We start from the raw sequence: 25,636 nt of genomic DNA, 5'->3' as shown, positions 1-25,636 counted from the left end.
AGTCTGTCTGTTGAGCGCTCATTCTCACGATCATGGTCACCACCACGGCCACCATCACCCTCATCACGGTGATGAACAGGCGGCGGGTCCTTTCCCTTGGCGGCGTATGGCCTGGGCGGTGTTGCTGGTGCTGTTCGCGGTGGCGGCGGCGAGCCTGGTGCAGGTGCGCTCCGGCGAAGCCACGGTGATTACCCGCTTCGGCAACCCGTCGCGGGTGTTGTTGGAACCGGGCCTGGGCTGGCGCTGGCCGGCCCCGTTCGAAGCGGCGATCCCGGTGGACTTGCGCCTGCGCACCACCTCCAGCGGCTTGCAGGATGTGGGCACGCGCGATGGCTTGCGGATTATCGTGCAGGCCTATGTGGCGTGGCAGGTGCAGGGCGATGCCGACAATGTGCAGCGCTTTATGCGCGCCGTGCAGAACCAGCCGGATGAGGCGGCGCGGCAGATCCGCACCTTTGTCGGCTCGGCGCTGGAAACCACGGCGGCCAGCTTTGACCTGTCGAGCTTGATCAACACTGACGCCAGCCAGGTGCGCATTGCCGATTTCGAGGCGCAGCTGCGCCAGCAGATTGATCAACAATTGCTCACCACCTATGGCGTGCGCGTGGCGCAGGTGGGGATCGAGCGGCTGACGTTGCCGTCGGTCACGCTCACCGCCACCGTCGACCGCATGCGTGCCGAGCGTGAAACCATCGCCACCGAACGCACGGCCGTGGGCAAGCGCGAGGCCGCGCAGATTCGCTCCGCGGCTGAGCGTGACGCGCGCATCGTGCAGGCCGATGCCACGGTGAAAGCCGCCGACATCGAAGCCCAGTCACGGGTCGAAGCCGCGCAGATTTATGGGCGTGCCTACGCCGGCAATCCGCAGCTGTATAACCTGCTGCGCTCCCTGGATACCCTGGGCACGGTCGTGACCCCTGGCACCAAAATCATCCTGCGCACCGACGCCGCGCCCTTTCGCGCGTTGGTGGACGGACCCAAGGACGTTCAGCCATGACCGAGCGTGACAGCCCGGACAGCCCCTGGATCCAGGCCGGGCGCCTGACGTTCCTGGCGTTGTACGCGGTGACGGTGTTGGCGGCATTGGCGTGGGCGTTTTCCAATGTGCGGCAGATCGACCCGCAGAACCGTGCGGTGGTGCTGCACTTCGGCGCCCTCGACCGCATCCAGAATGCCGGGCTGCTGCTGGCCTGGCCGCGGCCGTTCGAGCAGGTGGTGTTATTGCCGGCGGCCGACCGGGTGATCGAGCGTCGGGTGGAGAACCTGTTGCGTTCCGATGCGGCGGTGCAGGCTGATCGCGTGGCCAGTTTCGCCACGCCCTTGAGCGACGCCCTGGCCGGCTCCGGCTACCTGCTGACCGGCGATGCCGGAGTGGTGCAGCTGGATGTGCGGGTGTTCTACAAGGTCACCGAACCCTACGCCTTTGTGTTGCAGGGCGCGCATGTGCTGCCGGCCCTGGATCGCCTGGTGACCCGCAGCGCCGTGGCGCTGACGGCGGCGCGCGATCTGGACACGATCCTGGTGGCGCGCCCCGAATTGATCGGTACCGACAACGGCGCCGCCGAGCGTCGCGAGCGGCTGCGGGGTGACTTGGTGCAAGGCATCAACAAGCGCCTGGCCGAGTTGGCCGCCACCGGGCTGGGGCTGGGCATCGAGGTGACGCGGGTCGATGTGCAATCGAGCCTGCCGGGCCCGGCGGTGAATGCGTTCAACGCCGTACTCACCGCCAGTCAACAAGCCGACAAAGCCGTGGCAAACGCCCGGACCGAAGCGGAAAAACTCACCCAGACCGCCAACCAGCAGGCCGACCGCCTGGTGCAGGTTGCCCACGCCCAGGCCAGTGAACGCCTGGCCAATGCCCAGGCGCAAACCGCCACGGTCGCCAGCCTGGCCCAGGTCAAAGACCCGGGCTTGCTGTTGCGCCTGTACCGCGAGCGTATGCCGAAGATTCTCGGCCAGGCCGGTTCGGTGACCACGGTCGATCCTAAAGACGACTCCCGCTTGATCATCCAGGGAGCCGAACAATGAGCGCACCCATGCTGACCTCCGCCGAACAGCGCAGCGCTGCCCGACAATTGACCCTGGCCATGCTCGCCCTGGGCTTGCTGACGCTGGGCCTGGTATGGCGCTGGCTGGCGCCGGACCAGACGGGCGTCAGCCAGTTGCTGCTCGGTGTCGCCTCGTTGCTGGTGGCGGTGCCGGTGATGCGCTCGGCCTGGTACAGCCTGCGTTTTCCCAGCCTGCATGGCATTACCGACCAACTGATCGCCCTGGCGATGCTCGGCGCCTGGGCCACCGGCGATCTGCTCACCGCCGCGCTGCTGCCGATCATCATGATCTTCGGCCACGTATTGGAAGAGCGCAGCGTGATCGGCTCCCAGGAGGCGATTCATGCCCTGGGCAAACTGACCCGCAGCCATGCGCGGCGGGTGCAGGCCGACGGCAGCATCATCGAAGTGGATAACGGCACGCTGAGCACCGGCGATATCGTCGAGGTGCGCGCCGGTGATCGGGTGCCCGCCGATGGCGTGGTGCTGTCGGGCCAGGCGAGCCTGGACACGGCGCCGATCACCGGTGAGTCGGTGCCGTTGGAAGCCAGTGTGGGTGTGCAGGTGTTTGGCGGGGCGATCAACCTCGATGGCCTGTTGCGCCTGCAAGTGACACGTACCGGCAATGAGTCGACCCTGGGCAAAGTCATCGCGCTGATGCAGAACGCCGAACGTTCCAAGCCGCCGATCACGCGGCTGTTGGAGCGTTACGCGGGCAGCTATATGGTGTTGGTATTGCTGCTGGCGGCAGTAACCTGGTTTGTGACCAATGACGCCCAGGCGATGCTCGCGGTGCTGGTGGCGGCGTGCCCCTGCGCCCTGGTGCTGTCGGCACCGGCGACGGCGATTGCCGGAATCGCCGTGGCGGCCCGGCATGGGATCCTGATTCGCAGCTCGGCGTTCCTCGAAGAGTTGGCGGACCTGACCTCGCTGGTGGTGGACAAGACCGGCACCCTGACTTTTGGCACCCTGCGTTTGCAGTCCATCGAGACCTCGTCGACCGATCGCCAGGCGCTGCTCAACCTTGCGGCCAGCCTCGGTTCGGCCAGTAGCCACCCGGTCAGCCGTGCGTTGGCGGGGTTGGCGACTCAGGCGCAACTGCTGGCGCTCACGGATATTCGCGAGCGCCAGGGCCTGGGCGTTGTGGCACAGACCGAGCAGGGCGAAGCGGCGTTGGGCCGTCCCGAGTTGTTCGAGCAATTGGGTATTGTCACGACGACGGTGCCGAACCATGACGGCCCGATTGCCGGGCTGGCCCTGAACGGGCAGTTCCTGGCCTGGCTCCTGCTGGCCGACAGTGTCAAGCCGGAGGCGCGCCAGGCCCTGCAAGAGTTGCGGGATTTGGGCCTGGGTCGTCAACTGCTGCTCACTGGCGACCGTCAAAGCGTGGCCGACAGCCTGGCGCTGGACGTGGGCATCAGCGATGTCGAAGCCCAGGCGTTACCCGAGGACAAGCTCAACCGCGTGCTTGGGGAAATCGGCAGCGGCTTCCGGCCCATGGTGGTCGGTGATGGGATCAACGATTCCCTGGCGCTCAAGGCGGGCGTGGTTGGGGTGGCCATGGGCGCGGGCGGGGCGGACATTGCGCTGGCCTCGGCGGATGTGGTGTTGATCGGCAGCGACCTGCGGCGCCTGGGCACCTGTGTGCGCTTGAGTCGCCAGTGCCGGCGTACGTTGCAGGTCAACGTGGTCATCGGCCTGGGCTGGACCTTGGCCATCGTGGTGTTTGCCGCCTTTGGCTGGTTGGGCGCTGCGGGGGCGATGATTGCGGCGGTGCTGCATAACCTCAGCACCTTGCTGGTACTGGGCAATGCCGGGCGTTTGCTGCGGTTTCAGGAGCCGCTGTCGAAGCTTGAGGATTAATTTCAGGAATATTTGCACACGGCTGTAACGCCGATAAGGGGCCTCACTCTAGTGCTGTGTCGAGACTGGGCAATCCGTTCAGACCGACGCCACTACCGATCATGAGGAATACGAGAATGAAGATTAAATCCGCTGCTGCTGGTGCTGCCCTGGCGATGGCCGCCGCCACCATGTTTGCTGGTGTTGCTACCCAGGTACAGGCCGCAGACGCCACCGTTCACTGCTATGGCGTCAACGCCTGCAAAGGCCAGAACGATTGCAAGACCAAAGACCATGCCTGCAAAGGCCAGGGTGCGTGCAAGGGCCAGGGCTTCCTGTCCATGAGCAAGGCCATGTGCGACCAGAAAGGCGGCACCGTCGGCGAGTAACCGGCCACCGAGTGCAACCGCAGCGGCTGCACCCACCGCTGCGGACACTTTTCCCTGGAGTGTCGTCCTATGCCTGTTTCCCTTCCGAGCCTTGGTTACGGCTTGGGTTTACGCAGTGAGTACTATCAACAGATCCTTGAACAATCGCCACCGGTGGATTGGTTCGAAGTGATTTCCGAGAATTATCTGGTCCAGGGCGGCAAGGCCTTGTACTACCTGGACGCAATAGCCGAGCGATATCCTCTGGTGATGCACGGTGTGTCCCTGTCCATTGGTGGGCCTCATGCCCTCGATATCGATTACCTGAAGCAAATCAAATCCCTGGCCGAGCGCATTCAGCCGGCGTGGATTTCCGATCACCTGTGCTGGAGCCGTGGCAGCGCGCACCAGTTGCATGACCTGCTGCCCCTGCCTTATACCGAAGAAAGCCTCTACCACGTGGCTGCTCGCGTTCGCCAAGTGCAGGATGTGTTGCAGCGCCCGCTGGTGCTGGAAAACGTCTCCAGCTATGTGCGTGCCAAGGCGGATGAATTCACCGAATGGGAATTCCTCAATGCCCTGGCCCACCTGTCGGGCTGCCAGTTGCTGCTGGACGTAAACAACGTGTATGTGAGTGCGCGCAACCATGGCTTCGATGCCTGGACCTTTATCCGCAACCTGCCGCCCGACAGCATCCGCCAGCTGCATCTTGCAGGGCATATGGATTACGGCGACTACGTGGTCGATACCCACGACCATCCGGTGTGCGATCCGGTGTGGGCGCTGTATGAACAGACCCTGGAGCAGGTGGGGCCGGTCTCGACATTGTTGGAGCGCGATGACCATTTCCCGCCGCTCGAAGAACTGCTCACCGAGTTGAGCAAGGCCCGCGAACTGGGGGCCACCGCCCTGGCCAGGAGAGCGTTATGCGCCTGACCGATTGGCAGTTGGCTTTTGAACAGCACCTGTTATCCGAGACGCCGGTTGCCAGCAGCGATTTCGCCGCCACGTTGCTTGGTGGGCCGACACTGGGGGTGGAAACGGGTTTGGCGATTTATCACAATGCCTACCTCTCGCGCTTGCAGGACGTGCTGCGACATGACTTCGGCGCCATCCGGTATTGGCTCGGGGATGATGAGTTTGCGTTGCTCAGTGAAGCCTATGTGCGCCGCCATCCCTCTGCGCATTACAGTTTGCGCTGGCTGGGGGAGCGGTTTGCGGCGTTTATCCTTGAGCATCTGGTGGCCGAACAAAGCGCGCCGCTGGCCGAGCTGGCGCGGTTGGAGTGGGCCTTCACCCTGGCGTTTGACGCGCCCGAAGGGCGGTTGCTGACGCTGGATGACATGGCGTTGTTGCCTGCCGAAGAGTGGCCGGGTCTACAGGTCAACCTGGCGCCTTCAGTGCAGCAGTTACTTTGCCGCTTCAACACGCTGGCGATCTGGCGATCCAGCAAGGATAAATCCAGTTTCCCGGGCAGCGAGGTGCTTGATCCGGCACACATCTGCGTGGTGTGGCGCCACCAGAATGTATGCCGTTACCGCAGCCTGGAACCCTTCGAGGCCTGCGCCTTGGCGGGGATCGTGACCACCGGCTGGGATTTTTCAGAACTGTGTGCGGAGTTGGCAGTCACTTATGGAGAGGGTGCACCACTGCAAGCGGTGACATGGCTGAAACAGTGGATCCAGGACGGTTTGCTCCAGCGCCGAGCCCCATAGAAGAACGCTATCAAATCGATAGCCTCCTACTTTTTCTCGGGATGGTCTACCCTCATTCCAGACGTCTGAAACAAGGGGGGACTACTCATGCTCGCGCAACTTCCACCGGCCTTACAGAATCTACAGCTGCCGCTGCGTCTTCGACTCTGGGATGGCCATGAATTCAACTTGGGCCCCGAGCCCAGTGTGACCATCGTGGTGAAGGACCCCACGGTCGTGCCCAAACTGTCCCACCCCACGCTCGACTCGTTGGGCGAAGCCTTCGTCGAGGGCAAACTGGAGCTGGAAGGCTCCATCAGTGAAGTGATCCGGGTGTGTGATGAGCTGAGTCATGCCTTGGTCGAGGATGAGGCCGGGAGTCTCCCGGTGCGCTCGATCCATGACAAGGTCACCGACGCCGCCGCGATTTCCTACCATTACGACCTGTCCAACGCGTTCTACCAGCTATGGCTGGACCAGGACATGGCGTACTCCTGCGGTTATTTCGAAACCGGCAGCGAATCTATCGACCAGGCCCAGCAAGACAAATTCCGCCACCTGTGCCGCAAACTGCGCTTGCAGCCCGGCGAGTACCTGCTCGACGTAGGCTGTGGCTGGGGCGGGCTGGCACGTTTTGCGGCGCGTGAGTTCGGGGTGAAAGTGTTTGGTATCACCCTGAGCAAGGAACAGCTGGCATTGGCCAAGGAGCGGGTCAAAGCCGAGGGCCTGGAAGACCAGATCGACCTGCAACTGCTCGACTACCGCGATCTGCCTCAGGATGGTCGTTTCGATAAAGTGGTGAGCGTGGGCATGTTCGAGCACGTCGGCCACGCCAACCTGGCGCAATACTGCAAGACCCTGTTTGGTGCCGTGCGCGAAGGTGGCCTGGTGATGAACCATGGCATTACCGCCAAGCACACCGACGGCCGGCCCGTGGGCCGTGGCGCCGGGGAGTTTATCGAGCGTTATGTGTTTCCCAACGGCGAACTGCCGCACCTGGCGATGATGACCGCCGAGATCAGTGAAGTCGGGCTGGAAGTGGTCGACGTCGAAAGCCTGCGCCTGCATTACGCGCGCACCCTGGACCATTGGAGCGAGCGCCTGGAAGACAACCTGGAAGCGGCGGCGAAGCTGGTGCCGGAGCAGGCGTTGCGCATCTGGCGGCTGTACCTGGCCGGGTGTGCCTATGCGTTTGCGCGGGGCTGGATCAACCTGCACCAGATCCTCGCGGTGAAGCCTCACGCGGATGGCAGTCATGAACTGCCGTGGACGCGGGAAGACATTTATCGCTGAGCTGATGTTCCAGAAAGGTGGAGATCCAAATGTGGGAGGGGGCTTGCTCCCTCCCACATTTTTTACCGCATCGGCCGTTAGAGAATCGGTGAGATCAAGCGCGCCACCCGCATGCCCAGTTGCTGCAGGCGGCGGGTCTCGCGGCTTTCTTCCTGGCTCACTTCATGGGCCTGGGCGAAGTCGTCCAGCAGCATCTGTTCCACCTGCTTGGCGAAGGCTTCGTCGACCGTCAGCAACATCACTTCGAAATTCAGCCGGAATGAACGGTTGTCCATGTTCGCACTGCCGATGGCGCTGATCTCGTTGTCCACCAGCACCACCTTCTGATGCAGAAAGCCCGGCGTATAGCGGAACACCCGGACACCAGCGCGCACCGCCTCGATCGCATACAGGCTGGACGCGGCGTACACGATGCGGTGGTCGGGCCGCGATGGCAGCAACAGGCGCACGTCCACGCCCCGCAGGACCGCCAGGCGCAGGGCGGCGAACACCGCTTCGTCGGGGATGAAATATGGGCTGGTGATCCACACGCGCTCGGTGGCCGCATGGATGGCCTCGACGAAAAACAGCGAACAGGTTTCATAGGGATCGGCCGGGCCGCTGGCGAGCAATTGGCAGAGCACGCCGTCTTCGGGGTAGGCGTCCGGCAGGATCAGCGGCGGCAGCTCGCGCGCGGCCCAGAACCAGTCCTCGGCAAACGACTCCTGCAAACACGCCACCACCGGGCCGGTAACTTGCACATGGGTATCGCGCCATGGCGCCAATGGCGGTTTTTTGCCCAGGTATTCATCGCCCACATTGTGCCCACCGACAAACCCGGTGACACCGTCCACCACCACGATCTTGCGGTGGTTGCGGAAGTTGACCTGGAAACGGTTGAGCCAACCGCTCCGGGTGGCGAATGCCTTGACCTGCACCCCGGCGTCGCGCAGCGATTGCACGTACTGATGGGGCAGGGCATGGCTGCCGATGCGGTCGTACATGACGTAGATGCCCACGCCTTGGGCAGCCTTTTCCTTCAACAGCGCCTGCAACTGACGACCGAGTTCATCGTCATGAATGATGAAGAACTGGAACAGCACGGCGGTTTTGGCACTGCGAATGGCGTCGAAGATTGCACTGAAAGTGGCCTCGCCGTTGATCAGCAAGTGCACTTCATTGTTTGCCAGGCACGGCATGCGGCCCAGCTTGGGCATGGCGCGTAACGACGCGTAGGCACTGGAGTTGCGCGCGGCGAGAGCCTCCTCGACCCAGGGGCGCCAGTTCAGCTCGGTGATCGCGGTGTGCATTTCCTGGTTGGCCTGGCGACGCGCCTGGATATACGCGTCGAAGGTGCTGCGGCCAAAGATCAGGTAGGGGATCAGGGTGAGATAGGGCATGAACATCAGTGACAGGGCCCAGGCGATCGAGCCTTGGGCGGTCCTGACGGTCAGCACCGCGTGGATCGCGGCGAGAGTCCCGAGCAAGTGCAGCGTGGCGATGAAGTAGGCGAGCAGGTGCGGGCCAAAGAAATCCATGGACGACGGTACTCCAGACAATCCAATGCCTAACAGACCATGAACGGCTGCGAATGTCGCTATTTTATTTGCCGTGCAACACTGGCACTTTTGCGGCGTCTAACGCCCACAATTGCCCAGGAGTTACCCGATGAATGCTCGTCTGCTTGGTTTGGCCATGGTTGTTGGTTTGTCGTTGCCGGTGGCAGCGCAGGCGCAGATGCTGGCGCCGGGCTTGTGGGAATTGACCACCAGCAACATGAAAGTCGATAACCAGGACCTGCCGGACCTGTCGCTGATCCTCGGTCAGCTCAAGCAACAGATGACCCCCGAACAGCGCGCCATGCTGGAAAAACAAGGCATCACCATGGCCGGCAAAGGCGTGCAGGTGTGCCTCACCCCGGCACAAGTCGCCTCTGATTCGATCCCCCTGACCGACCCGCAATCGGGCTGCAGGCAGGAAGTGACCGACAAGACCGGCAACCAGTGGAAATTCCGCTTCAGTTGCCCTAAAGCCCAGGGCACCGGCATCGCTACCTTCCAGAGCCAGAAAGAATTCACCACCACCGTCAACGGCACCTTCAATGCCACCGGCGTTCAGCAGAAGGGCAGCCTGGATACCCACGCCCAATGGCTGGGCACCGATTGCGGCACGGTCAAGCCTCGCGCTTAACGCAGAAAGTACAGCGGTAAACCCTGGCAGCTGTCGACCACCTGGCCGTTGTGCCAGGCCAGGTGGCCGGAGACCAGGGTGGTGCTCACGCTGTGGCGAAAGCTGCGTTCGGCGAACGGCGTCCAGCCGCAGCGGGCAAGAATCGGCTCGTCCCTGACCGGTTTTCCTTCGGGCTCCGGTTTGATCAGCACCAGGTCGGCCCAATACCCTTCACGCAGATAACCCCGGTCGGGGATGGCAAACAGGTCGGCGACACGGTGGCTGGTCTTGGCCACCAAGGTGGTCAGGGGCAGCAGCCCATCGGCCACCAACTCCAACAACGCCGGCAGCGCGTGTTGCACCAGGGGCAGACCCGCAGGCGCTTCACGATACCTCAACTGTTTTTGCGCCCAGGTATGCGGCGCATGGTCAGTGCCAATCACATCCAGACGATCACTCAGCAAGGCCAGGCGCAGGGCGTCGCGGTCGGCGCGGGTCTTGATCGCCGGGTTGCATTTGATCTGGTGGCCGAGGCGGTGATAGTCACGGTCATCGAACAGCAGGTGGTGCACGCAGACCTCAGCAGTAATGCGTTTTTGCGCCAGGGGTTTGTCTTCGAACAATGCCAACTCGCGGGCGCTGGTCAGGTGCAGTACATGCAGGCGCGTGCCGTGACGCTTGGCCAGTTCCACCGCGAAGGAGGATGAGCGATAGCAGGCTTCGGCATCGCGGATCAGCGGGTGGGCGACGGCGGGGATCCTGTCACCAAAGCGCTCACGCATGCGCTGCTCGTTGGCTTGGATGCTCGGCGTGTGTTCGCAGTGGGCCAGCAGAATGGTCGGCACTTCGGCAAACAGCCGTTCCAGGATCCGTGGGTCGTCCACCAGCATATTGCCGGTAGAGGCGCCCATGAACACTTTGACCCCGGCCACTTCGCGCGGGTCGAGGGCGGCGACGGTGTCGAGGTTGTCGTTGCTGACCCCGAAGTGAAAGCCGTAGTTGGCCACCGAGTGCAGGGCCGCGCGGCGCTTTTTATCGGCCAGGGCTTCCAGGTTCAGCGTGGCCGGGTTGGTGTTGGGCATGTCCATGACGCTGGTGATGCCGCCGGCTACCGCTGCGCGGGACTCGCTGTAGAAGCTGCCCTTGTCCGGCGCGCCGGGGTCGCGAAAGTGCACCTGGTCGTCAATCATGCCCGGCAGCAACCACTGGCCTTGGGCGTCGATGGACACGGGCGCGGCGTTCCCGCCGATGCTGTTGGCGATCTTTTCGATACGGCCATTGGCGACCAGCACGTCGGCGTCGAATTCCTCGCCTTCGTTCACCAGGCGGGCGTTGCGGATCAGCAGGCGGCTCATGGCTTAGAACTCGTTTTGCAGGGCTTTGTAACCGCGCACCAGGTCGACGTTGGTACGTGCCACGTCTTCGGAAAACTCCGAGGCGCTGACACTCACCGGCGGGAATTGCGACAGGTCGGTATTCGGCCCGATGCGGGTGGTGGAGGGCACGTAGAAGGCGGCGGGCAAATCACGGCCGTCGACCACCGAGTTGTGGCGTACCACGCAGCCATCGCCGACGGCGCAGTTGAACAGCACGCTGTTGAAACCGATGAACACCCGGTCGCCGACGGTGCAGGGGCCGTGGACGATGGAGCGATGGGCGATGGATGTAAATTCGCCTATCGTCACCGCCGCGCCGGACTTGGAGTGGATGACCACGCCGTCCTGGATGTTGGAATTGGCGCCGATGGTGATCGGGTCCATGGCGCCGCCGGCGTCGACTTCGTCGGCGCGGATCACGGCGTAGGGGCCGACAAACACGTTCTCGCCGATGATGACTTTGCCGCAGATGATCGCGGTCTTGTCGACGTAGGCCGATTCGGCAATCACCGGCAGATCGCCGGAAGGATTCTTGCGGATCATGCAACTGGCTCCGTAATGATGTGAACATAGGCGCCGTCGATGGCGTTGTAGAAACAGGTGGGGCGGCCGGTGTGGCAGGCCGGGCCTTCTTGGTCGACGATCAGCAGTACCGCGTCGCCGTCACAATCCAGGCGCGCTTCCACCAACTGTTGCCAGTGACCGGAGCGTTCGCCTTTGCGCCACAGCTGTCGGCGCGAGCGCGACCAATAGCAGACCTGCCCGGTAGCCAGTGTTTCGTTGAGGGCCTGGCGATTCATCCAGGCCAGCATCAGCACTTCGCCGCTGCCGTGTTGCTGGGCGATGGCGGCGATCAGGCCGTCGCTGTTCCACGGCAGGGCGTCGAGCACGGCGGCGAGTGGAAAGCGGCTGCCGACGGCAGCCCCTTCCAGTTCGAGCATGCTCAGGGTCACGGCTTGCTCAACGCTGCGCACAGGGTGTTGAGGTTGTACTCGAACAGCCCGGTGAAGGTGCTCGCCGGCCCTTCTGCGGCCAGGGCGTCGGAGTACAGCGTGCCGCCAATCTGCGCGCCGCTTTCATCGGCGATCTGTTTGAGCAGGCGCGAGTCCTTGATGTTTTCCATGAACACCGCCTTGACCTTGTCCTTGCGGATCTGGGTGATCAGCGCGGCGACTTCGGCGGCCGAAGGTTCACGTTCGGTGGACAGGCCTTGCGGTGCGAGGAACTGGATGCCATAGGCCTGGCCCAGGTAACCGAAGGCGTCATGGGAGGTGACGATGCGACGGTTACCCGGTGGCAGCGCGCCGAACTTGGTCTTGGCTTCGGCCAGCAGGCGGTAGATTTCTTTCAGGTAGGCCTGGCTGTTGCGCAGGTAGTCGGCCTTGTTGGCCGGGTCGGCGGCCACCAGCGCCTTGGTGATGTTGTTCACATAGATTTCGGCGTTGGCCAGGTTGTGCCAGGCGTGCGGGTCGGGGATGGTTTCGCCGTCTTCCTCCATGGTGTGGGAAATCACGCCTTTGCTGGCGGTGACCACCGTGGCCTTGGTTTCGGTGCTGGTCACCAGACGGTCCAGCCACGGCTCGAAGCCCAGGCCGTTCTTGATGATCAGCTTGGCCTTGAGCAGCGCCTTGGCGTCGTCCGGGGTTGGCTCGTAGGTATGGGCATCGGCGTCGGGGCCGACCATGTTGCTGATCTGGATGTGATCGCCACCGATCTGGTGGGTGATGTCATCGAGAATACTGAAGCTGGTAACCACCTGGAGTTTGTCGGCGGCCTGGGCCATCGACAACGGCAGCAGCAGACTGAACAGCACGAGTAGAGCGCGCATCGGGAAACACCTCATTGGGATGTAAGCAAAGGCGGGCGGCGCAGCAAGCCGTGCACCGGACCGAAGACCACGGACAGCAGGTACCCACCGCCAGCCACCAGCACAATCGCCGGGCCGCTGGGCAGCGAGAAGTAGAACGACAGCAATAAACCCAACCACACCGACAGGCATCCCAGCACCGCCGATACCGCGATCAACACCGGCAGGCGCCGACTCCAGAAGCGTGAAGCGATGGCCGGCAGCATCATCAAACCCACCACCATCAAGGCGCCGATGGCCTGGAAGCCAATCACCAGGTTCAGGACCACCAGGGTCAGGAACAAGCCGTGGGCCAGGGGGCCAAGGCGGCTGACGGTTTGCAGGAACAGCGGGTCTAGGGTGTCCAGCAGCAGCGGTTTGTAGATCAGCGCCATGGCGATCAGGCTGAATCCGGAAACCCAGAGCATGCCGGTCAGGGTGGTTTCGTCGACGGCCAGGGCCGAGCCGAACAGCAGGTGCAGCAGGTCCAGGCGCTTGCCGGCCAGACCCAGGATCAATACGCCGGCGGCGAGGGAGATGGGGTAGATAGCCGCCAGGCTGGCATCTTCGCGCAGGCCGGTGCGGCGGGTGATCCACGCCGACAGGCCGGCCATGCCCAGGCCAGCGCCCAGGCCGCCGATGGTCAGCGCGGGCAGGCTCAAGCCCGCGAACCAGAAGCCCAGTGCGGCACCGGGCAATATGCCGTGGGCGACGGCGTCACCGATCAGGCTCATGCGGCGCAGGATCAGAAATACGCCGAGCGGAGCGGTGCTGCAGGCTAGCACCAGCCCGCCGATCAGGGCGCGACGCATGAAGACGAAGTCGAGGAAGGGCATCCACAGGTGGGCGGTGAAGTGCATCAGGCCACCTGCATGTGCGGCTGCGGGCGGATCAACTCTTTGCTGGAACCGAACACGCAGCCGCTGCTTTTGATCTGCACCACTTGTTGGGTGTGTTGGCGTACGGAGGCCAGGTCATGGCACACCACCACCAACGTTCGGCCTTCGGCGTGCCAGGCGTGGATATGGCTCCAGCACAGCGCCTGGCCTTCTTCGTCCAGAGCGGCATGGGGCTCGTCAAGCAGTAACACTGGCGACTCGGCAAGGCTCATGCGAGCGAGCAATGCGCGTTGTAGTTGGCCGCCTGACAACGCCATCAGCGGGCGCTGTTCCAGGCCACTGAGGCACCAGTCTTCGAGCACCCTCTGCAGGCGCTCGCTACGTTGTTGCGGAGTGAGTCGCGTGCCCCAGAAGCCGGCGGCGACCAGTTCTTGCAGGCTGATGGGGAACTGGCGGTCAAGGTGTTGTTGCTGGGGCAGGAACGACAGGCCACCTCGGCGTGGAACATCCACGGTTACGTTGCCCTCCAACGGTTTTTGCAGGCCGGCGATGACTTTGAGCAGGCTGCTTTTGCCGCAGCCGTTGGGGCCGATCACGCCGGTGAGGCTGCCTTTTTCCAGGGTGAAATCCACGGCGGGAGTGAGCGGTTGGCCAGGGGCGCCCCAGCGTAAAGCGGTGCAGGTGATCATGCAGGGTTTCTCGTCCAGCGGCTTTCAGCCACGGCATCGTGCGCGTGCAGGCTTTCGGCGTGGATCACTTTGAGGTGGAAGGCTTTGACGGCATCCGAGCGTTTCAAGGCGAGGTTAAGGCGGCGGGCGGCGTCTTCGCAGAACATCAGGTTCTGCCCGTTGGCCAGGGCGAAGGCTTGTTCGTCCGCGCGTTTTACGGCGGTTTGTACGGCGGTGCCGAGGGCGGCTTCGGCAGCGTTGATCAGCTCGGTCAGCGCCAGATGCTCGCCTTGCAGGTGCACGTGCAACTGCGCGCTGCTGCGCTGGCTGTGGGGCGTGGCGACGATACCGTTGGCGCTGCCGAGCCAGGACAGCACGTCTTCATGCTGCAACGGCGTGTTACCGAAGTCTTGGAGAAATTGCTGCTGAATCAACTGCCTGGCGAGGGCGGCGGAACAGGGGCAGGTTGAAGAATAGGTAACGTCAATTTTTAGTTCCACGTGGAACATCTGGTTTTCCAGGCGCGCTTCGATGCTCACCGGGTAGGCCTTCCAGCCGGCCAGTGGGCTGACCAGTGCTGGGCGTTTCAGCAGTAAATTCGTGTGCAGACGCAGGTAGGCGTTCTTAGATAAATCTTCATGACTGTCGAGAAACTGCTGCAGTACATTGCGCAGAAGTGCAGGCGTAACGGGCTGCTGTTCGAGCATCTCCAGTGCCAGGTACAGGCGTGACATATGAATGCCACGGGCGGTGCCATCGTCCAGGCTGACGCCGGCATCGGCGCTGGCGCTCAGGCGTTGGCCGTCAATGAGGATCGGCAGGGCGATGCCACACATGCCCACCCAATCGAGTGGCAAGGCTTGGCTTGAAGCCTGCGCGGCAATATCCGGCAGAGTCAGCGCATTCATAAGCAGGTCCATCGTTGGAAATAATTCGACATGTTATAGTATAACAATAGAGTCGACGATGAATTTTCTGCCTCGGCCTTTTTTCACTCATGTGGAGTACGGACGCTCCTCCATTTGCGGTATTTGTCATGCACAGACGTCAGCTCCTCAACCTGCTCCTGGCCAGCCCTTTGTTTGCTTTGCCGTTCGCCGCCCACGCGACCCAGATCCGCAATGCACGCCTGTGGCGCTCGGACGATAAGCTGCGCCTGGTGTTTGATCTTAGCGGCCCAGTGCAATACAAGACCTTCTCCCTGACTGCTCCGGAACGCTTGATCATCGACCTGAGCGGCGCAGGCCTCAGTGGTGACTTTTCTCAACTTGAGCTGAAGAACAGCGGGATCACCTCGATTCGCTCGGGGCATTTCGGCAAGGCGGATACGCGCATCGTGCTCGACCTGGCCGCGCCGATGCAGCTCAACAGCTTTGTATTGCCGCCTCAGGACGGGCAGGGCCATCGCCTGGTGCTGGACCTGACCAGCGCCACCCGTGCACCGCGTCAAATCGCGGCTGAGGCGGTGCCCTTGGTGGCCGCGGTGAACAAGGCGCACCCCAAGCGCGACATTATCGTGGTGGTCGACCCCGGCCACGGCGGCAAAGACCCCGGCGCTGTCGGCTCCAAGGGCCAGCGCGAAAAAGACGTGGTGTTGTCTATCGCCCAACTGCTGGCCAAGCGTTTGAAGCGCGAAAAGGGTTTTGACGTGAAACTGGTGCGTAACGACGACTTCTTTGTGCCGCTGCGCAAGCGCGTGGACATCGCCCGTCAGCACAAGGCCGATATGTTCATCTCGGTGCATGCCGATGCCGCGCCACGGCTCACTGCCTCGGGCGCCTCGGTGTATGCGCTGTCGGAAGGCGGCGCGACCTCGGCCACGGCGCGCTTTATGGCCCAGCGTGAAAACGGCGCGGATTTGCTGGGCGCCACCACGTTGCTCAATCTCAAGGATAAGGACCCGATGCTGGCCGGGGTGATTCTTGATATGTCGATGAACGCCACCATCGCTTCCAGCCTGCAACTGGGCAGCTCGGTGCTGGGGAGCCTGCAAAGCATCACCAGCCTGCATCAGAAGCGTGTGGAACAGGCGGGGTTCGCGGTGCTCAAGTCACCGGACGTGCCGTCGATCCTGGTGGAGACCGGCTTTATCTCCAATGCCCAGGACGCCCAGCGCCTGGTGACGGCGCGCCATCAACAAGCAGTTGCGGACGGTTTGTTCGAAGGTCTGAAAAATTACTTCCAGAAGAACCCGCCGATGAACAGCTACATGGCCTGGGTCCAGGAACAGAAGAATGCTCAGGCCTAACAGCCGGTAATTCGGCTGCACGTGAATTTGGCAGTGGCGCCCCCGGAGCTGGAAAACCGGTTGATCGTGGTCCAGCCCACGCGCCGCGTGTAGCCCACCCATGCCTCTCCATCCGACGCCAAACCGGTAAAGAACGTCAATTGCCCGTAGCGGCTGTTGGTTTGTGCCCAATAACGTTTCCCGATCACTTCGAAACCGCGCAGATACGTGGTGGTGCCCACCGTCGCTACGCTGTAGGCATTGCCCAGGGGGTCCACACAGGCCAACAGGTTGGCGCTGCGCGTGCACTTGGCCAGCAAGCTTGGCGCTTGGGCGCAGGCAGGCCCCGCGACTGCCAGTAACAGGGCGCACACCAGGTATTTCATAAGGGGTCTCGGGGGCTGGTAAGTGTTCAAGCATTGCGCCCTTCGTCGTAACGAGCAAGGGGGATTGGCTTATTTGTATTGTTATACTATAACATAAAAGCACAGCCTGACCCGTGAACCGCTCCCCATGACCGAACAAGACCTGCTGGCCCAACCGCCCGCCGACTACATGAATGAAGCCCAGCAGGGCTTTTTCCGCGAACTGCTGCTGACTCAGCGCCATGAACTGCAAGCGCGCATCGAGGGCGAATTCCTGGTGCTGCGCGAGCAGGAGCCCAACAGCGACCCGGCCGATGTGGGCAGCGCCGAAGAACAGCGCCAGTGGCAACTGCGCTTGCTGGAGCGGGAAAAGAAGCTGCTCGACAAAATCGACGACGCCCTCGAGCTGCTGGCCCGCGGCGAATACGGCTGGTGCCGCGAAACCGGTGAGCCCATCGGCCTGCAACGCCTGCTGCTGCGCCCCACCGCCACCCTGTGTATCGAAGCCAAAGAACGTCAAGAGCTGCGCGAACGCCATAAACGGGCGATTTGACCGGCCAACCCTGATGAGGATCACCTGATGCCCAATCGTCTCCCCGTTACCGTGTTGTCCGGCTTTCTCGGCGCCGGTAAAAGCACGCTGCTCAACTACGTCCTGCGCAACCGCGAAAACCTGCGCGTGGCGGTGATCGTCAACGACATGAGCGAAATCAACATCGACGGCAGCGAGGTGCAGCGCGACGTTACCCTCAACCGTTCCGAAGAAAAACTGGTGGAGATGAGCAACGGCTGTATCTGCTGCACCTTGCGTGAAGACTTGCTCGAAGAAGTCGGAAAACTCGCCAAGGAAGGTCGCTTCGATTACCTGTTGATCGAATCCACCGGTATCTCCGAGCCGTTGCCGGTGGCTGAAACCTTTACCTTCCGTGATGAAAACGAACAAAGCCTGGCCGATATCGCGCGCCTGGACACCATGGTCACCGTGGTCGACGGCATGAACTTCCTGCTCGACTACCAGGCCGCCGAAAGCCTCGCCTCACGGGGCGAAACCCTCGGTGAGGAAGACGAACGCTCGATCACCGACCTGTTGATCGAGCAGATCGAATTCGCCGACGTGATCCTGATCAGCAAGATCGACCTGATCAGCCGCTGTGAGCGCGAAGAACTGATGGCCATCCTTGAACGCCTCAACGCCCAGGCGGAAATCATCCCGATGGTCATGGGCGAGGTGCCGCTGCACAAGATCCTCAACACGGGCCGCTTCGACTTCGAACGTGCCGCGCAGGCGCCGGGCTGGTTGCAGGAGTTGCGGGGTGAACATGTACCGGAAACTGAAGAGTACGGCATCGCCTCCACGGCCTACCGCGCACGTCGTCCCTTCCACCCGCAACGCTTCTTCGACTTTATCGACCGGCCTTGGGTCAACGGCAAATTGCTGCGTTCCAAGGGCTTTTTCTGGCTGGCCAGCAAGCATCAGGATGCGGGCAGCTGGTCCCAGGCCGGTGGCTTGATGCGCCATGGCTTTGCCGGACGCTGGTGGCGCTTTGTGCCAAAAAGCCAATGGCCCCAGGACGAAGAAAGCGTCGCCGCCATCATGGGCAACTGGCAGCTCAGTACTGGCGACTGCCGTCAGGAACTGGTGTTTATCGGACAAAATATCGACTTCGCGCGGATGCGTGCCGAGTTGGACGCGTGCTTGCTCACCGATGAAGAACTGGCCCTGGGTGTCGAAGGTTGGCGCCTGCTGGCTGATCCGTTTGGTCCCTGGTATGAAGAGGCCGCCTGATGCTGGCACCGCTTATCCCCTTGCGCCCGATGGTTCGCCAGACCCGTGGTGAAACCCCGCTGGCGCTGTCCGATATTCTCGAAGACGGCGTGAACCTGGCGCTGTGGCAGCGCCAATTGCCGTTGCATATTGCCGAGTTCGGCGCCTTGCTGGTGGCGCTCAATGAGCCGTTGGCCGAGTCCTTGGTGATCGAACTCAACAGCGAAGACGCCGAGCCGAACCTGTGCGGTCTGGCATCCAGTTGCCGCGATCTTGAAGGCTACGAAGGTTTTATCGCCGATGTGTCGTGGCTGGTCAGCGCCTTTGCGTGCCTGCTCGGCGCCAAGCGCATTGGTGTGCGCCTGCGGCTGCTGGATAAAGCCATGTGCCCGCGTTTTCACGTTGACCATGTGCCGGTGCGGCTGATCACCACCTACGCCGGCATCGGCAGCCAGTGGTTGCGCGAAGGGAGGATGGACCGCCGCAAGCTCAGCCAACCGGAAGCCGAACCGAGCGAGCGCATCGAACAGATCCAGTGCGGTGAAGTGGCCCTGCTCAAAGGCACCAAATGGCACGGCAACGAAAACCACGGCCTCATCCATCGCTCCCCGGCGCTGAAAGCGGATGAGCGCCGATTGATTCTGACGCTGGATTGGCTCGCGTAACCGCGTAGGATCAAACCCTCTACACGGTCCGAACGATGGCACCCATGCTGCAGAACATTCCCACCCACGTGATTGCCGGGCCTTTGGGCGCCGGCAAGACCAGCCTGATCAGGCACCTGCTTGCCCAACGCCCGGCCAATGAGCGCTGGGCGGTGTTGATCAACGAGTTCGGCCAGATCGGCCTGGACGCTGCACTGCTGAGCCTGGATGACGATGGCATTGCCCTGGGTGAAGTTGCCGGTGGCTGCCTCTGTTGTGTGAATGGCGCACCGTTTCAGGTAGGCCTGGGCCGGCTGCTGCGTAAGGCCAAGCCGGATCGGTTGTTTATCGAACCCTCGGGCCTGGGCCATCCTGCACAGTTGCTCAAGCAGTTGCGCGAAGCGCCGTGGCAGCAGGTGCTGGCGGTTCAGCCCTGTGTATTGGTGCTGGACGCCCAGGCGCTGGCGGCGGGCAAACCCTTGCCGCCGGCGCAGCAGGAAGCGTTGGCCAGTGCCGGGCTGTTGGTGCTGAACAAGGATGAGAGGCTGGATGCTGCGCAACGGGAAGCCGTCGAAGGACAGCTACCCGATCGCAACATTTATTGGACGCAGCAGGCATACGTGCCACTCGGCAGCCTGCCAGGCTTGAATGCGCAGGCTGAAGCGGCTGTGGATAACTTCGTGGTGCCCAAGGGGCTGGCTCAATTGCCGGCTATCTGGAGTGATCCGAGCGTGCCGATCTGCCTGAGCCAGGCCCAGGAGGGCGGTTGGAGTATCGGTTGGCGTTGGCACCCGAGCCAGCAATTCGATTCCGAGCGTCTGCACCTGTGGCTGACAGCGCTTGAGTGGCGCCGCGCCAAACTGGTTATCCACAGCCGTGATGGGTGGATCTCGGCCAACGCTGTGGATAACAGCCCGTTCGCCTGGCAACCCAGCGAATGGCGTCGCGACTCACGTATCGAATTGATCTTCAGTGCACCCCAGGACGCAGCCGCGTTGCAGGCCGCACTGGCCGCCTGCCGTTACTGACGGTTCTTGGTGGCGTGGTCCTGGCGCCATTGGCTCAGCTCGATCACATTGGCGCTGGGCAGTGCTTCCTTGACCTCGAACGGGTAGGGCGCCAGTTCGATCTGCGCGCTGTGGGCGCCGAATTGCGTGATGGTTCCGCTGTGACGGGTCTCGCCCGTGACGGTGAACTCGAAATTGTAGATACGCGCCAGACGTCGCCGACCGTTGGCATCCTTCACAAAACCGATGCGCTTCAACGCCACGGCGCCGTCGAGCAATTCGATATCGAGCTTGGCGCAATGCTGCTTGACCCGCGCCAACGCCCGCTCTCGCAGGCCGTGGTTGTGCCATACCCAGGCGGCGCCGGTCGCCAGCAGCATCAACACGAAGATGTTTCCCAGGGTCAGCATGCGAAAAACTCCAACAAAGTGAGAGCAGCTTAACTGTGTCGTCGGTCTGTCGTACAGGCTGCGTTTAGTCGCATACTGCGCGGCCAGAATTTCAATGGCTTTACGGAAATCTCCTGCATGAAACGCACACCTCATCTGCTTGCGATCCAGTCTCATGTGGTCTTTGGCCACGCCGGAAACAGCGCCGCCGTGTTCCCCATGCAGCGGGTCGGGGTGAACGTCTGGCCGCTGAACACGGTGCAGTTCTCCAACCATACCCAGTATGGTCAGTGGGCGGGCGAAGTGCTGGCGCCGCAGCAGATTCCTGCGTTGGTGGAAGGCATTGCCGCCATCGGCGAGCTGGGCAACTGCGATGCGATCCTGTCTGGCTACCTGGGCAGTGCGGATCAGGGCCGCGCGATTCTTACCGGTGTGGCGCGCATCAAGGCCATCAACCCCAAGGCCCTGTACCTGTGCGACCCGGTGATGGGCCATCCGGAAAAGGGCTGCATCGTGCCGCAGGACGTCAGCGATTTCCTGCTGGATGAAGCGGCGGCCATGGCCGACTTCCTGTGCCCCAACCAACTGGAACTGGACAGCTTTGCCGGGCGCAAGCCGCAATCGCTGTTCGACTGCCTGGGCATGGCCAAGGCATTGCTGGCCCGTGGCCCGAAGGCGGTGCTGGTCAAGCACCTGGATTACCCGGGCAAGTTGCCGGATGGTTTCGAGATGCTGCTGGTAACTGCCGAAGGCAGCTGGCACCTGCGTCGGCCGCTGCTGGCGTTCCCGCGCCAGCCGGTGGGCGTGGGCGACCTGACGTCGGGGTTGTTCCTGGCGCGGGTGTTGTTGGGCGACAGCCTGTTGGCGGCTTTTGAGTTCACGGCCGCGGCGGTGCACGAAGTGCTGCTGGAAACCCAGGCCTGCGCCAGTTACGAGCTGGAACTGGTCCGCGCCCAGGACCGCATCGCCCATCCTCGCGTACGTTTCGAGGCGACGCCGATCAGCCTGTAAGTACACAGAACCCAATGTGGGTGGGGGGCAAACCTCCCCCATTTTTTGGTTGGACTTACAGCGCGTCAGCCTTGATTTCCTGGTAGCGCTTCTCAAGCTCCTGGCGGATCTGTCGGCGCTGCTGGGCCTGCACGAACCGGCGCTTGTCTTCACTGTTATGGGGCTGCAGCGGTGGCACGGCAGCGGGTTTACGCTGGTCGTCCACGGCCACCATGGTGAAGAAGCAGCTGTTGGTATGACGCACCGAGCGCTCGCGGATGTTCTCGGTCACCACCTTGATGCCCACTTCCATCGACGTATTGCCGGTGTAGTTGACCGATGCAAGGAATGTCACCAGCTCGCCGACATGGATCGGTTCGCGAAAAATCACCTGATCCACCGACAGCGTCACCACATAGCGACCGGCATAACGGCTCGCGCAGGCGTAGGCCACTTCGTCGAGGTACTTGAGCAAGGTGCCGCCGTGGACATTGCCTGAGAAGTTGGCCATGTCAGGGGTCATCAATACCGTCATCGACAGCTGGGCGTTTCCGGGTTCCATAGCACACTCACGGGTTGTAGGCATTGGTTGGGGGGCACCTCTGCGGGTGCTGGGATCTTTGCAGCGCCATCCCTTACGGGACGCCGGTGGGCGGCTTGCCGTCACGCGTTCACCGATCTGTTTCCATATATTGCACCGGCTTTCCGGCGGAAGTCGCGGTGTTAACCTTCAAAAGCCCATCTCAGGGCATTTCTTACGATCAAGGCAGACTTTTCCTTCCGCACTTTGCGATTTTTCAAAGGCGCGTGCGGAAGTGGGAAAAGCGCCAGTACCCTCAAGGAGCCCCTCGCCATGCACGCCATCAGCTTTATCCAGGACTTGGCCGTGATCATGCTGGTGGCAGGGGTGGTCACCGTCCTGTTTCACCGCCTCAAGCAACCCGTAGTGCTGGGGTACATCGTCGCCGGCTTCATCATTGGCCCGCACACCCCGCCGTTCGGCCTGATCCACGACGAAGACACCATCAAGACCCTCGCCGAGCTGGGGGTGATCTTCCTGATGTTCTGCCTGGGCCTGGAGTTCAGCCTGCGCAAGCTGTTCAAGGTGGGGGCCACGGCGTTTATCGCGGCCTTCCTGGAAATCATCCTGATGATCTGGATCGGCTACGAGATTGGCCGCTGGTTCGACTGGAACACCATGGACTCGCTGTTCCTCGGCGCGATCCTGGCGATTTCCTCCACCACCATCATCGTGAAGGCACTCAATGACCTGAAGATGAAAAACCAGCGCTTCGCCCAACTTATTTTTGGCGTGCTGATTGTGGAAGACATCCTCGGCATCGGCATCATCGCCTTGCTCTCGAGCATCGCCGTCAGCGGTACGGTGAGTTCCGGCGAGGTGTTCTCCACGGTCGGCAAGCTCTCGCTGTTCATGATTGTCGCGTTGGTCATCGGTATTTTGCTGGTGCCGCGCCTGTTGGCCTACGTGGCCAAATTCGAAAGCAACGAAATGCTGCTGATCACCGTACTGGGCCTGTGTTTCGGTTTCTGCCTGCTGGTGGTCAAGCTGGAGTACAGCATGGTGCTGGGGGCGTTTCTGATCGGCGCGATCATGGCCGAATCCCGGCAATTGGTTAAGATCGAGCGCCTGATCGAGCCGGTTCGCGACATGTTCAGCGCGATCTTCTTCGTGGCGATCGGCTTGATGATCGACCCGCAGATCCTCCTTCAATACGCCTGGCCGATCGCGGTGATCACCGTGGCCGTGGTGCTGGGCAAGATGCTGTCCTGCGGCCTGGGTGCCTTTATCGCCGGCAATGACGGCCGTACCTCACTGCGCGTAGGCATGGGGCTGTCACAAATTGGCGAATTTTCCTTCATTATCGCCGCGCTGGGCATGACCTTGCAGGTGACCAGCGACTTCCTGTATCCGGTAGCGGTGGCGGTTTCGGCGATTACGACGCTGCTCACGCCGTACCTGATTCGTGGCGCCGACCCCTTGTCATTGAAGATCGCTGCGGTGATGCCCAAGCGCCTGAGCCGGGTGTTCGGCATGTACGGCGAATGGTTGCGCAGTATTCAGCCGCAAGGCGAGGGAGCCATGCTGGCGTCGATGATCCGCAAGATCATCCTGCAGGTGGGCGTGAACCTGGCGCTGGTGATCGCGATTTTCTTCGCTGGAAGCTTTTTCGCGGTGCGCATTGGTGGGTATCTGGAAGGTTGGATCAGTGATCCAAGCTGGCAGAAGGCGTTGATCTGGGGTGGGGCATTGCTGTTGTCGCTGCCGTTCCTGATTGCGGCGTACCGCAAGCTCAAGGCGCTGTCGATGTTGCTGGCGGAGATGAGTGTGAAGCCGGAAATGGCCGGGCGGCATACCCAGCGTGTGCGACGGGTGATTGCGGAGCTGATCCCGATTTTGTCGCTGCTGGTGATCTTTGTGCTATTGGCAGCCTTGTCGGCCAGTATTCTGCCGACCAACAAGTTGCTGGTGCTGATTGCCGTGGTCACGGCGGCGGTGGCGGCCGTGCTCTGGCGATGGTTCATCCGTGTGCATACGCGGATGCAGGTCGCCTTGCTGGAGACGCTGGATAACCATAAGGATACGCCGGAGCACTAGTGGGGGCCGCTACGCGGCCCGGCGCGGGACAAGCCCGCTCACCACCGCAAGCCCGTTCGCCACGGGGGTCAGGTCTCAGCTTTCCAGCCAGACGTCCCGCGCCCAGTGCCATACCGACTCCCAGGTCTCTTCGGTGACGAGTTCTTCTTCGCCGGACCACAGCACCACGGTGCCGTCTTCTTCGACGCAGTAGTAATCGTCACCGTCCTGGCAGATCGGGATCATGCTGCGGTCAACACCGGCATCCCAGGCGTTGGCAGCCACGTCCGGCAGGTAGGTGTGGGATTGCGGGTCGGTGACGGTCACCGGCTCCAGGCTGCCGTACACCACATCGCTGACGGTCAGCAGGAATTCACGAAAGACAAACGGGATGTCGATGAACAGCTGTTCCTCGATTTCCACCAGTTGATCTTCGTCAGGCAACTCCAGAGGAACCGGAACCGGTTCATTGGCTTCACGCAATTGTTCGATGATTTCTTCCACGGCCGGGATCCTCTTGCTGATGGCGCGGTTTATAGGGGCGTTTTATACAGTAGCTCGCTATAAGTGCAACCGTGAAATAGAAAACCCCGGACAGGTCCGGGGTTTTGTTACGGCTTGCTCAAGCGCGTGGGTATCAGCCGTTCTGGCGGATACCGGCGACCAGCCATGGCTGGTTGTCGCCTTGGGCACGTTCCATGTTCCAGCTTTCGCTGAACACTTCACCCTGGTCGAAACGCGAAGTCTTCGACACGCCACTGAAGGTCAACGTTGCGATGGTCTTGTCGGCGCGATCATCCACACCTTCCAGTTGCACGTGCAGGTCGTCGATATAGGTCGACTGGAAGCCGTCGCCCAGGTCGGCGCGTTCGCGCTTGAGGAACTCCAGCAGTTGCGGGGTCACGAACTCGGAGATCTTGTCCATTTCGTTGGCGTCCCAGTGCTGCTGCAGGGACTGGAAGTGGCTGCGGGCCGCTTCGACGAAACGCTCTTCGTTGAACCACGCCGGTGCGTTGATCACCGGGCGGGCTGCGGCAGGCGCTGCCGAACCACCGAAGATCGAACCCATGGCTGGCTTCTGCTCGAACACCTCACGCTGCATCGGCGCGCCGGCCGGAGCCATTTGCTCCTGCTGCTTGCGGCGACGGGCGGCGATGAAACGGAAGACCAGGAAGGCGATGACCGCCATGATCAGGATGTCGAAGATCTGCATGCCCTGGAAGCCGCCGCCCATGAACATGGAAGCGAGCAGGCCACCGGCCGCGATACCGGCCAGAGGGCCCAACCAGCGCGAAGCACCGCCGGCCTTGGCAGCGGCGCCGGCAGCACCGGCTGCGCCTGCGGTAGCGGCAGCACCGCCGGCACCGGCGGATGGAGCCATTTGGCTGGTCTGGTGAGTCGGCGCCGCGCCCGAGCTTTTGCCGCCACCGAAGCGTTTGGCGTTGGCGTCGAGGCTCATCGTCAGGCCGATGCACAACGCCATGGCGATGCTAAGAAAACGTTTCATAAAGGGAATTCCCATTTGTGGATT

General features: G+C 62.2%; 28 protein-coding genes. 15 read left to right on the top strand and 13 right to left on the bottom strand.

Annotated features, from left to right (window positions below):
- The first annotated feature begins 10 nt into the window (after positions 1-10).
- The 7 genes from hflC to cfaB all read left to right on the top strand — a co-directional run bounded on the left by hflC (position 11) and on the right by cfaB (position 7,245).
- On the top strand, positions 11-997 hold the full coding sequence (hflC, locus tag NIBR502773_RS15125; protein ID WP_027608192.1) for a protease modulator HflC: 987 nt from the start codon (positions 11-13) through the stop codon (positions 995-997).
- On the top strand, positions 994-2,028 hold the full coding sequence (gene hflK, locus NIBR502773_RS15120; protein ID WP_141156349.1) for a protease modulator HflK: 1,035 nt from the start codon (positions 994-996) through the stop codon (positions 2,026-2,028). Before hflC ends, hflK begins: the two co-directional genes overlap by 4 nt.
- Positions 2,025-3,911: a cation-translocating P-type ATPase gene (locus tag NIBR502773_RS15115; protein ID WP_092355971.1), complete on the top strand. Its 1,887-nt coding sequence runs from the start codon at positions 2,025-2,027 to the stop codon at positions 3,909-3,911. Before hflK ends, NIBR502773_RS15115 begins: the two co-directional genes overlap by 4 nt.
- A 116-nt stretch (positions 3,912-4,027) precedes the next feature.
- The gene (locus tag NIBR502773_RS15110; RefSeq protein ID WP_065937926.1) at positions 4,028-4,279 is read left to right on the top strand and encodes a hypothetical protein; all 252 of its coding nucleotides are present in this window, start codon (positions 4,028-4,030) and stop codon (positions 4,277-4,279) included.
- A gap of 69 nt (positions 4,280-4,348) precedes the next feature.
- Complete coding sequence (locus NIBR502773_RS15105; RefSeq protein WP_141156348.1) at positions 4,349-5,194, top strand: DUF692 domain-containing protein; 846 nt, start codon at positions 4,349-4,351, stop codon at positions 5,192-5,194.
- Positions 5,185-5,973, top strand: coding sequence for a DNA-binding domain-containing protein (locus tag NIBR502773_RS15100; RefSeq protein WP_141156347.1), 789 nt, complete (start codon positions 5,185-5,187; stop codon positions 5,971-5,973). Before NIBR502773_RS15105 ends, NIBR502773_RS15100 begins: the two co-directional genes overlap by 10 nt.
- An 87-nt stretch (positions 5,974-6,060) precedes the next feature.
- The gene (cfaB, locus tag NIBR502773_RS15095) at positions 6,061-7,245 is read left to right on the top strand and encodes a C17 cyclopropane fatty acid synthase CfaB (RefSeq protein ID WP_141156346.1); all 1,185 of its coding nucleotides are present in this window, start codon (positions 6,061-6,063) and stop codon (positions 7,243-7,245) included.
- A 77-nt stretch (positions 7,246-7,322) separates the two neighbouring features.
- Here cfaB and cls read toward each other — a convergent pair whose 3' ends face one another.
- The gene (gene cls, locus NIBR502773_RS15090; protein ID WP_141156345.1) at positions 7,323-8,762 is read right to left on the bottom strand and encodes a cardiolipin synthase; all 1,440 of its coding nucleotides are present in this window, start codon (positions 8,760-8,762) and stop codon (positions 7,323-7,325) included.
- Between the two features lie 130 nt (positions 8,763-8,892).
- Here cls and NIBR502773_RS15085 point away from each other — a divergent pair, with 130 nt between their 5' ends.
- Positions 8,893-9,414 (top strand): DUF3617 domain-containing protein, encoded by a 522-nt coding sequence (locus NIBR502773_RS15085; RefSeq protein ID WP_141156344.1) that lies wholly within the window; start codon positions 8,893-8,895, stop codon positions 9,412-9,414.
- Here the strand turns inward: NIBR502773_RS15085 and NIBR502773_RS15080 are convergent.
- From NIBR502773_RS15080 to folE2, 7 genes are read right to left on the bottom strand one after another with little or no spacing between them, the layout of a single operon-like run.
- A complete protein-coding gene (locus tag NIBR502773_RS15080) occupies positions 9,411-10,748 on the bottom strand; it encodes a dihydroorotase (RefSeq protein WP_141156343.1) in 1,338 nt (445 codons plus the stop codon). The two genes, NIBR502773_RS15085 and NIBR502773_RS15080, sit on opposite strands and share 4 nt — an antisense overlap.
- Positions 10,749-10,751: 3 nt before the next feature.
- Positions 10,752-11,312: a DapH/DapD/GlmU-related protein gene (locus NIBR502773_RS15075; RefSeq protein WP_027608202.1), complete on the bottom strand. Its 561-nt coding sequence runs from the start codon at positions 11,310-11,312 to the stop codon at positions 10,752-10,754.
- Positions 11,309-11,722 (bottom strand): phosphoribosyl-AMP cyclohydrolase, encoded by a 414-nt coding sequence (gene hisI / locus NIBR502773_RS15070; RefSeq protein WP_141156342.1) that lies wholly within the window; start codon positions 11,720-11,722, stop codon positions 11,309-11,311. Before hisI ends, NIBR502773_RS15075 begins: the two co-directional genes overlap by 4 nt.
- On the bottom strand, positions 11,719-12,597 hold the full coding sequence (locus tag NIBR502773_RS15065; RefSeq protein WP_108573487.1) for a metal ABC transporter substrate-binding protein: 879 nt from the start codon (positions 12,595-12,597) through the stop codon (positions 11,719-11,721). Before NIBR502773_RS15065 ends, hisI begins: the two co-directional genes overlap by 4 nt.
- A gap of 11 nt (positions 12,598-12,608) precedes the next feature.
- On the bottom strand, positions 12,609-13,475 hold the full coding sequence (locus NIBR502773_RS15060; protein WP_065926780.1) for a metal ABC transporter permease: 867 nt from the start codon (positions 13,473-13,475) through the stop codon (positions 12,609-12,611).
- Positions 13,475-14,143 carry a metal ABC transporter ATP-binding protein gene (locus tag NIBR502773_RS15055; RefSeq protein ID WP_141156341.1) on the bottom strand — a complete coding sequence of 223 codons (669 nt, stop codon included), beginning with the start codon at positions 14,141-14,143 and terminating at the stop codon, positions 13,475-13,477. The genes NIBR502773_RS15060 and NIBR502773_RS15055 overlap by 1 nt, the downstream gene beginning before the upstream one ends.
- The gene (gene folE2 / locus NIBR502773_RS15050) at positions 14,140-15,030 is read right to left on the bottom strand and encodes a GTP cyclohydrolase FolE2 (protein WP_141156340.1); all 891 of its coding nucleotides are present in this window, start codon (positions 15,028-15,030) and stop codon (positions 14,140-14,142) included. Before folE2 ends, NIBR502773_RS15055 begins: the two co-directional genes overlap by 4 nt.
- Positions 15,031-15,158: 128 nt before the next feature.
- Between folE2 and NIBR502773_RS15045 the strand changes: the two genes are divergently transcribed.
- Positions 15,159-16,370, top strand: coding sequence for an N-acetylmuramoyl-L-alanine amidase (locus tag NIBR502773_RS15045; RefSeq protein WP_027608208.1), 1,212 nt, complete (start codon positions 15,159-15,161; stop codon positions 16,368-16,370).
- Here NIBR502773_RS15045 and NIBR502773_RS15040 read toward each other — a convergent pair.
- Complete coding sequence (locus tag NIBR502773_RS15040; protein ID WP_092488160.1) at positions 16,367-16,735, bottom strand: glutamine synthetase; 369 nt, start codon at positions 16,733-16,735, stop codon at positions 16,367-16,369. The two genes, NIBR502773_RS15045 and NIBR502773_RS15040, sit on opposite strands and share 4 nt — an antisense overlap.
- Positions 16,736-16,862: 127 nt before the next feature.
- On the opposite strand from NIBR502773_RS15040, the gene dksA reads away from it, so the two are divergent.
- From dksA to NIBR502773_RS15020, 4 genes are read left to right on the top strand one after another with little or no spacing between them, the layout of a single operon-like run.
- Complete coding sequence (dksA, locus tag NIBR502773_RS15035) at positions 16,863-17,267, top strand: RNA polymerase-binding protein DksA (protein ID WP_065937939.1); 405 nt, start codon at positions 16,863-16,865, stop codon at positions 17,265-17,267.
- 27 nt (positions 17,268-17,294) lie between these two features.
- Entirely contained in the window at positions 17,295-18,500 is a 1,206-nt protein-coding gene (gene zigA, locus NIBR502773_RS15030; protein WP_115485427.1) for a zinc metallochaperone GTPase ZigA, read from the top strand.
- On the top strand, positions 18,500-19,144 hold the full coding sequence (locus NIBR502773_RS15025; RefSeq protein ID WP_141156339.1) for a DUF1826 domain-containing protein: 645 nt from the start codon (positions 18,500-18,502) through the stop codon (positions 19,142-19,144). The genes zigA and NIBR502773_RS15025 overlap by 1 nt, the downstream gene beginning before the upstream one ends.
- 44 nt (positions 19,145-19,188) lie before the next feature.
- Complete coding sequence (locus NIBR502773_RS15020; RefSeq protein ID WP_141156338.1) at positions 19,189-20,151, top strand: GTP-binding protein; 963 nt, start codon at positions 19,189-19,191, stop codon at positions 20,149-20,151.
- On the opposite strand, the gene NIBR502773_RS15015 is transcribed toward NIBR502773_RS15020, so the two are convergent.
- Entirely contained in the window at positions 20,145-20,540 is a 396-nt protein-coding gene (locus NIBR502773_RS15015) for a DUF3301 domain-containing protein (RefSeq protein WP_065926772.1), read from the bottom strand. The two genes, NIBR502773_RS15020 and NIBR502773_RS15015, sit on opposite strands and share 7 nt — an antisense overlap.
- Before the next feature lie 117 nt (positions 20,541-20,657).
- Between NIBR502773_RS15015 and pdxY the strand changes: the two genes are divergently transcribed.
- On the top strand, positions 20,658-21,530 hold the full coding sequence (pdxY, locus tag NIBR502773_RS15010) for a pyridoxal kinase PdxY (RefSeq protein ID WP_065926771.1): 873 nt from the start codon (positions 20,658-20,660) through the stop codon (positions 21,528-21,530).
- Positions 21,531-21,585: 55 nt separating this feature from the next.
- On the opposite strand, the gene NIBR502773_RS15005 is transcribed toward pdxY, so the two are convergent.
- Positions 21,586-22,071, bottom strand: coding sequence for an acyl-CoA thioesterase (locus NIBR502773_RS15005; RefSeq protein ID WP_003177014.1), 486 nt, complete (start codon positions 22,069-22,071; stop codon positions 21,586-21,588).
- Positions 22,072-22,362: 291 nt separating this feature from the next.
- On the opposite strand from NIBR502773_RS15005, the gene NIBR502773_RS15000 reads away from it, so the two are divergent.
- The gene (locus tag NIBR502773_RS15000; protein WP_027608216.1) at positions 22,363-24,126 is read left to right on the top strand and encodes a cation:proton antiporter; all 1,764 of its coding nucleotides are present in this window, start codon (positions 22,363-22,365) and stop codon (positions 24,124-24,126) included.
- Between the two features lie 75 nt (positions 24,127-24,201).
- On the opposite strand, the gene NIBR502773_RS14995 is transcribed toward NIBR502773_RS15000, so the two are convergent.
- Positions 24,202-24,609 (bottom strand): SMI1/KNR4 family protein, encoded by a 408-nt coding sequence (locus NIBR502773_RS14995; RefSeq protein ID WP_017739032.1) that lies wholly within the window; start codon positions 24,607-24,609, stop codon positions 24,202-24,204.
- A gap of 133 nt (positions 24,610-24,742) precedes the next feature.
- Positions 24,743-25,612 carry a Tim44 domain-containing protein gene (locus NIBR502773_RS14990; protein ID WP_074848015.1) on the bottom strand — a complete coding sequence of 290 codons (870 nt, stop codon included), beginning with the start codon at positions 25,610-25,612 and terminating at the stop codon, positions 24,743-24,745.
- Between the last annotated feature and the right edge of the window lie 24 nt (positions 25,613-25,636).

Source organism: Pseudomonas sp. NIBRBAC000502773 (assembly GCF_006517195.1).
GTDB classification, from domain to species: Bacteria; Pseudomonadota; Gammaproteobacteria; order Pseudomonadales; family Pseudomonadaceae; genus Aquipseudomonas; species Aquipseudomonas marginalis.
This window is presented reverse-complemented; position numbering and strand designations above follow the sequence as displayed.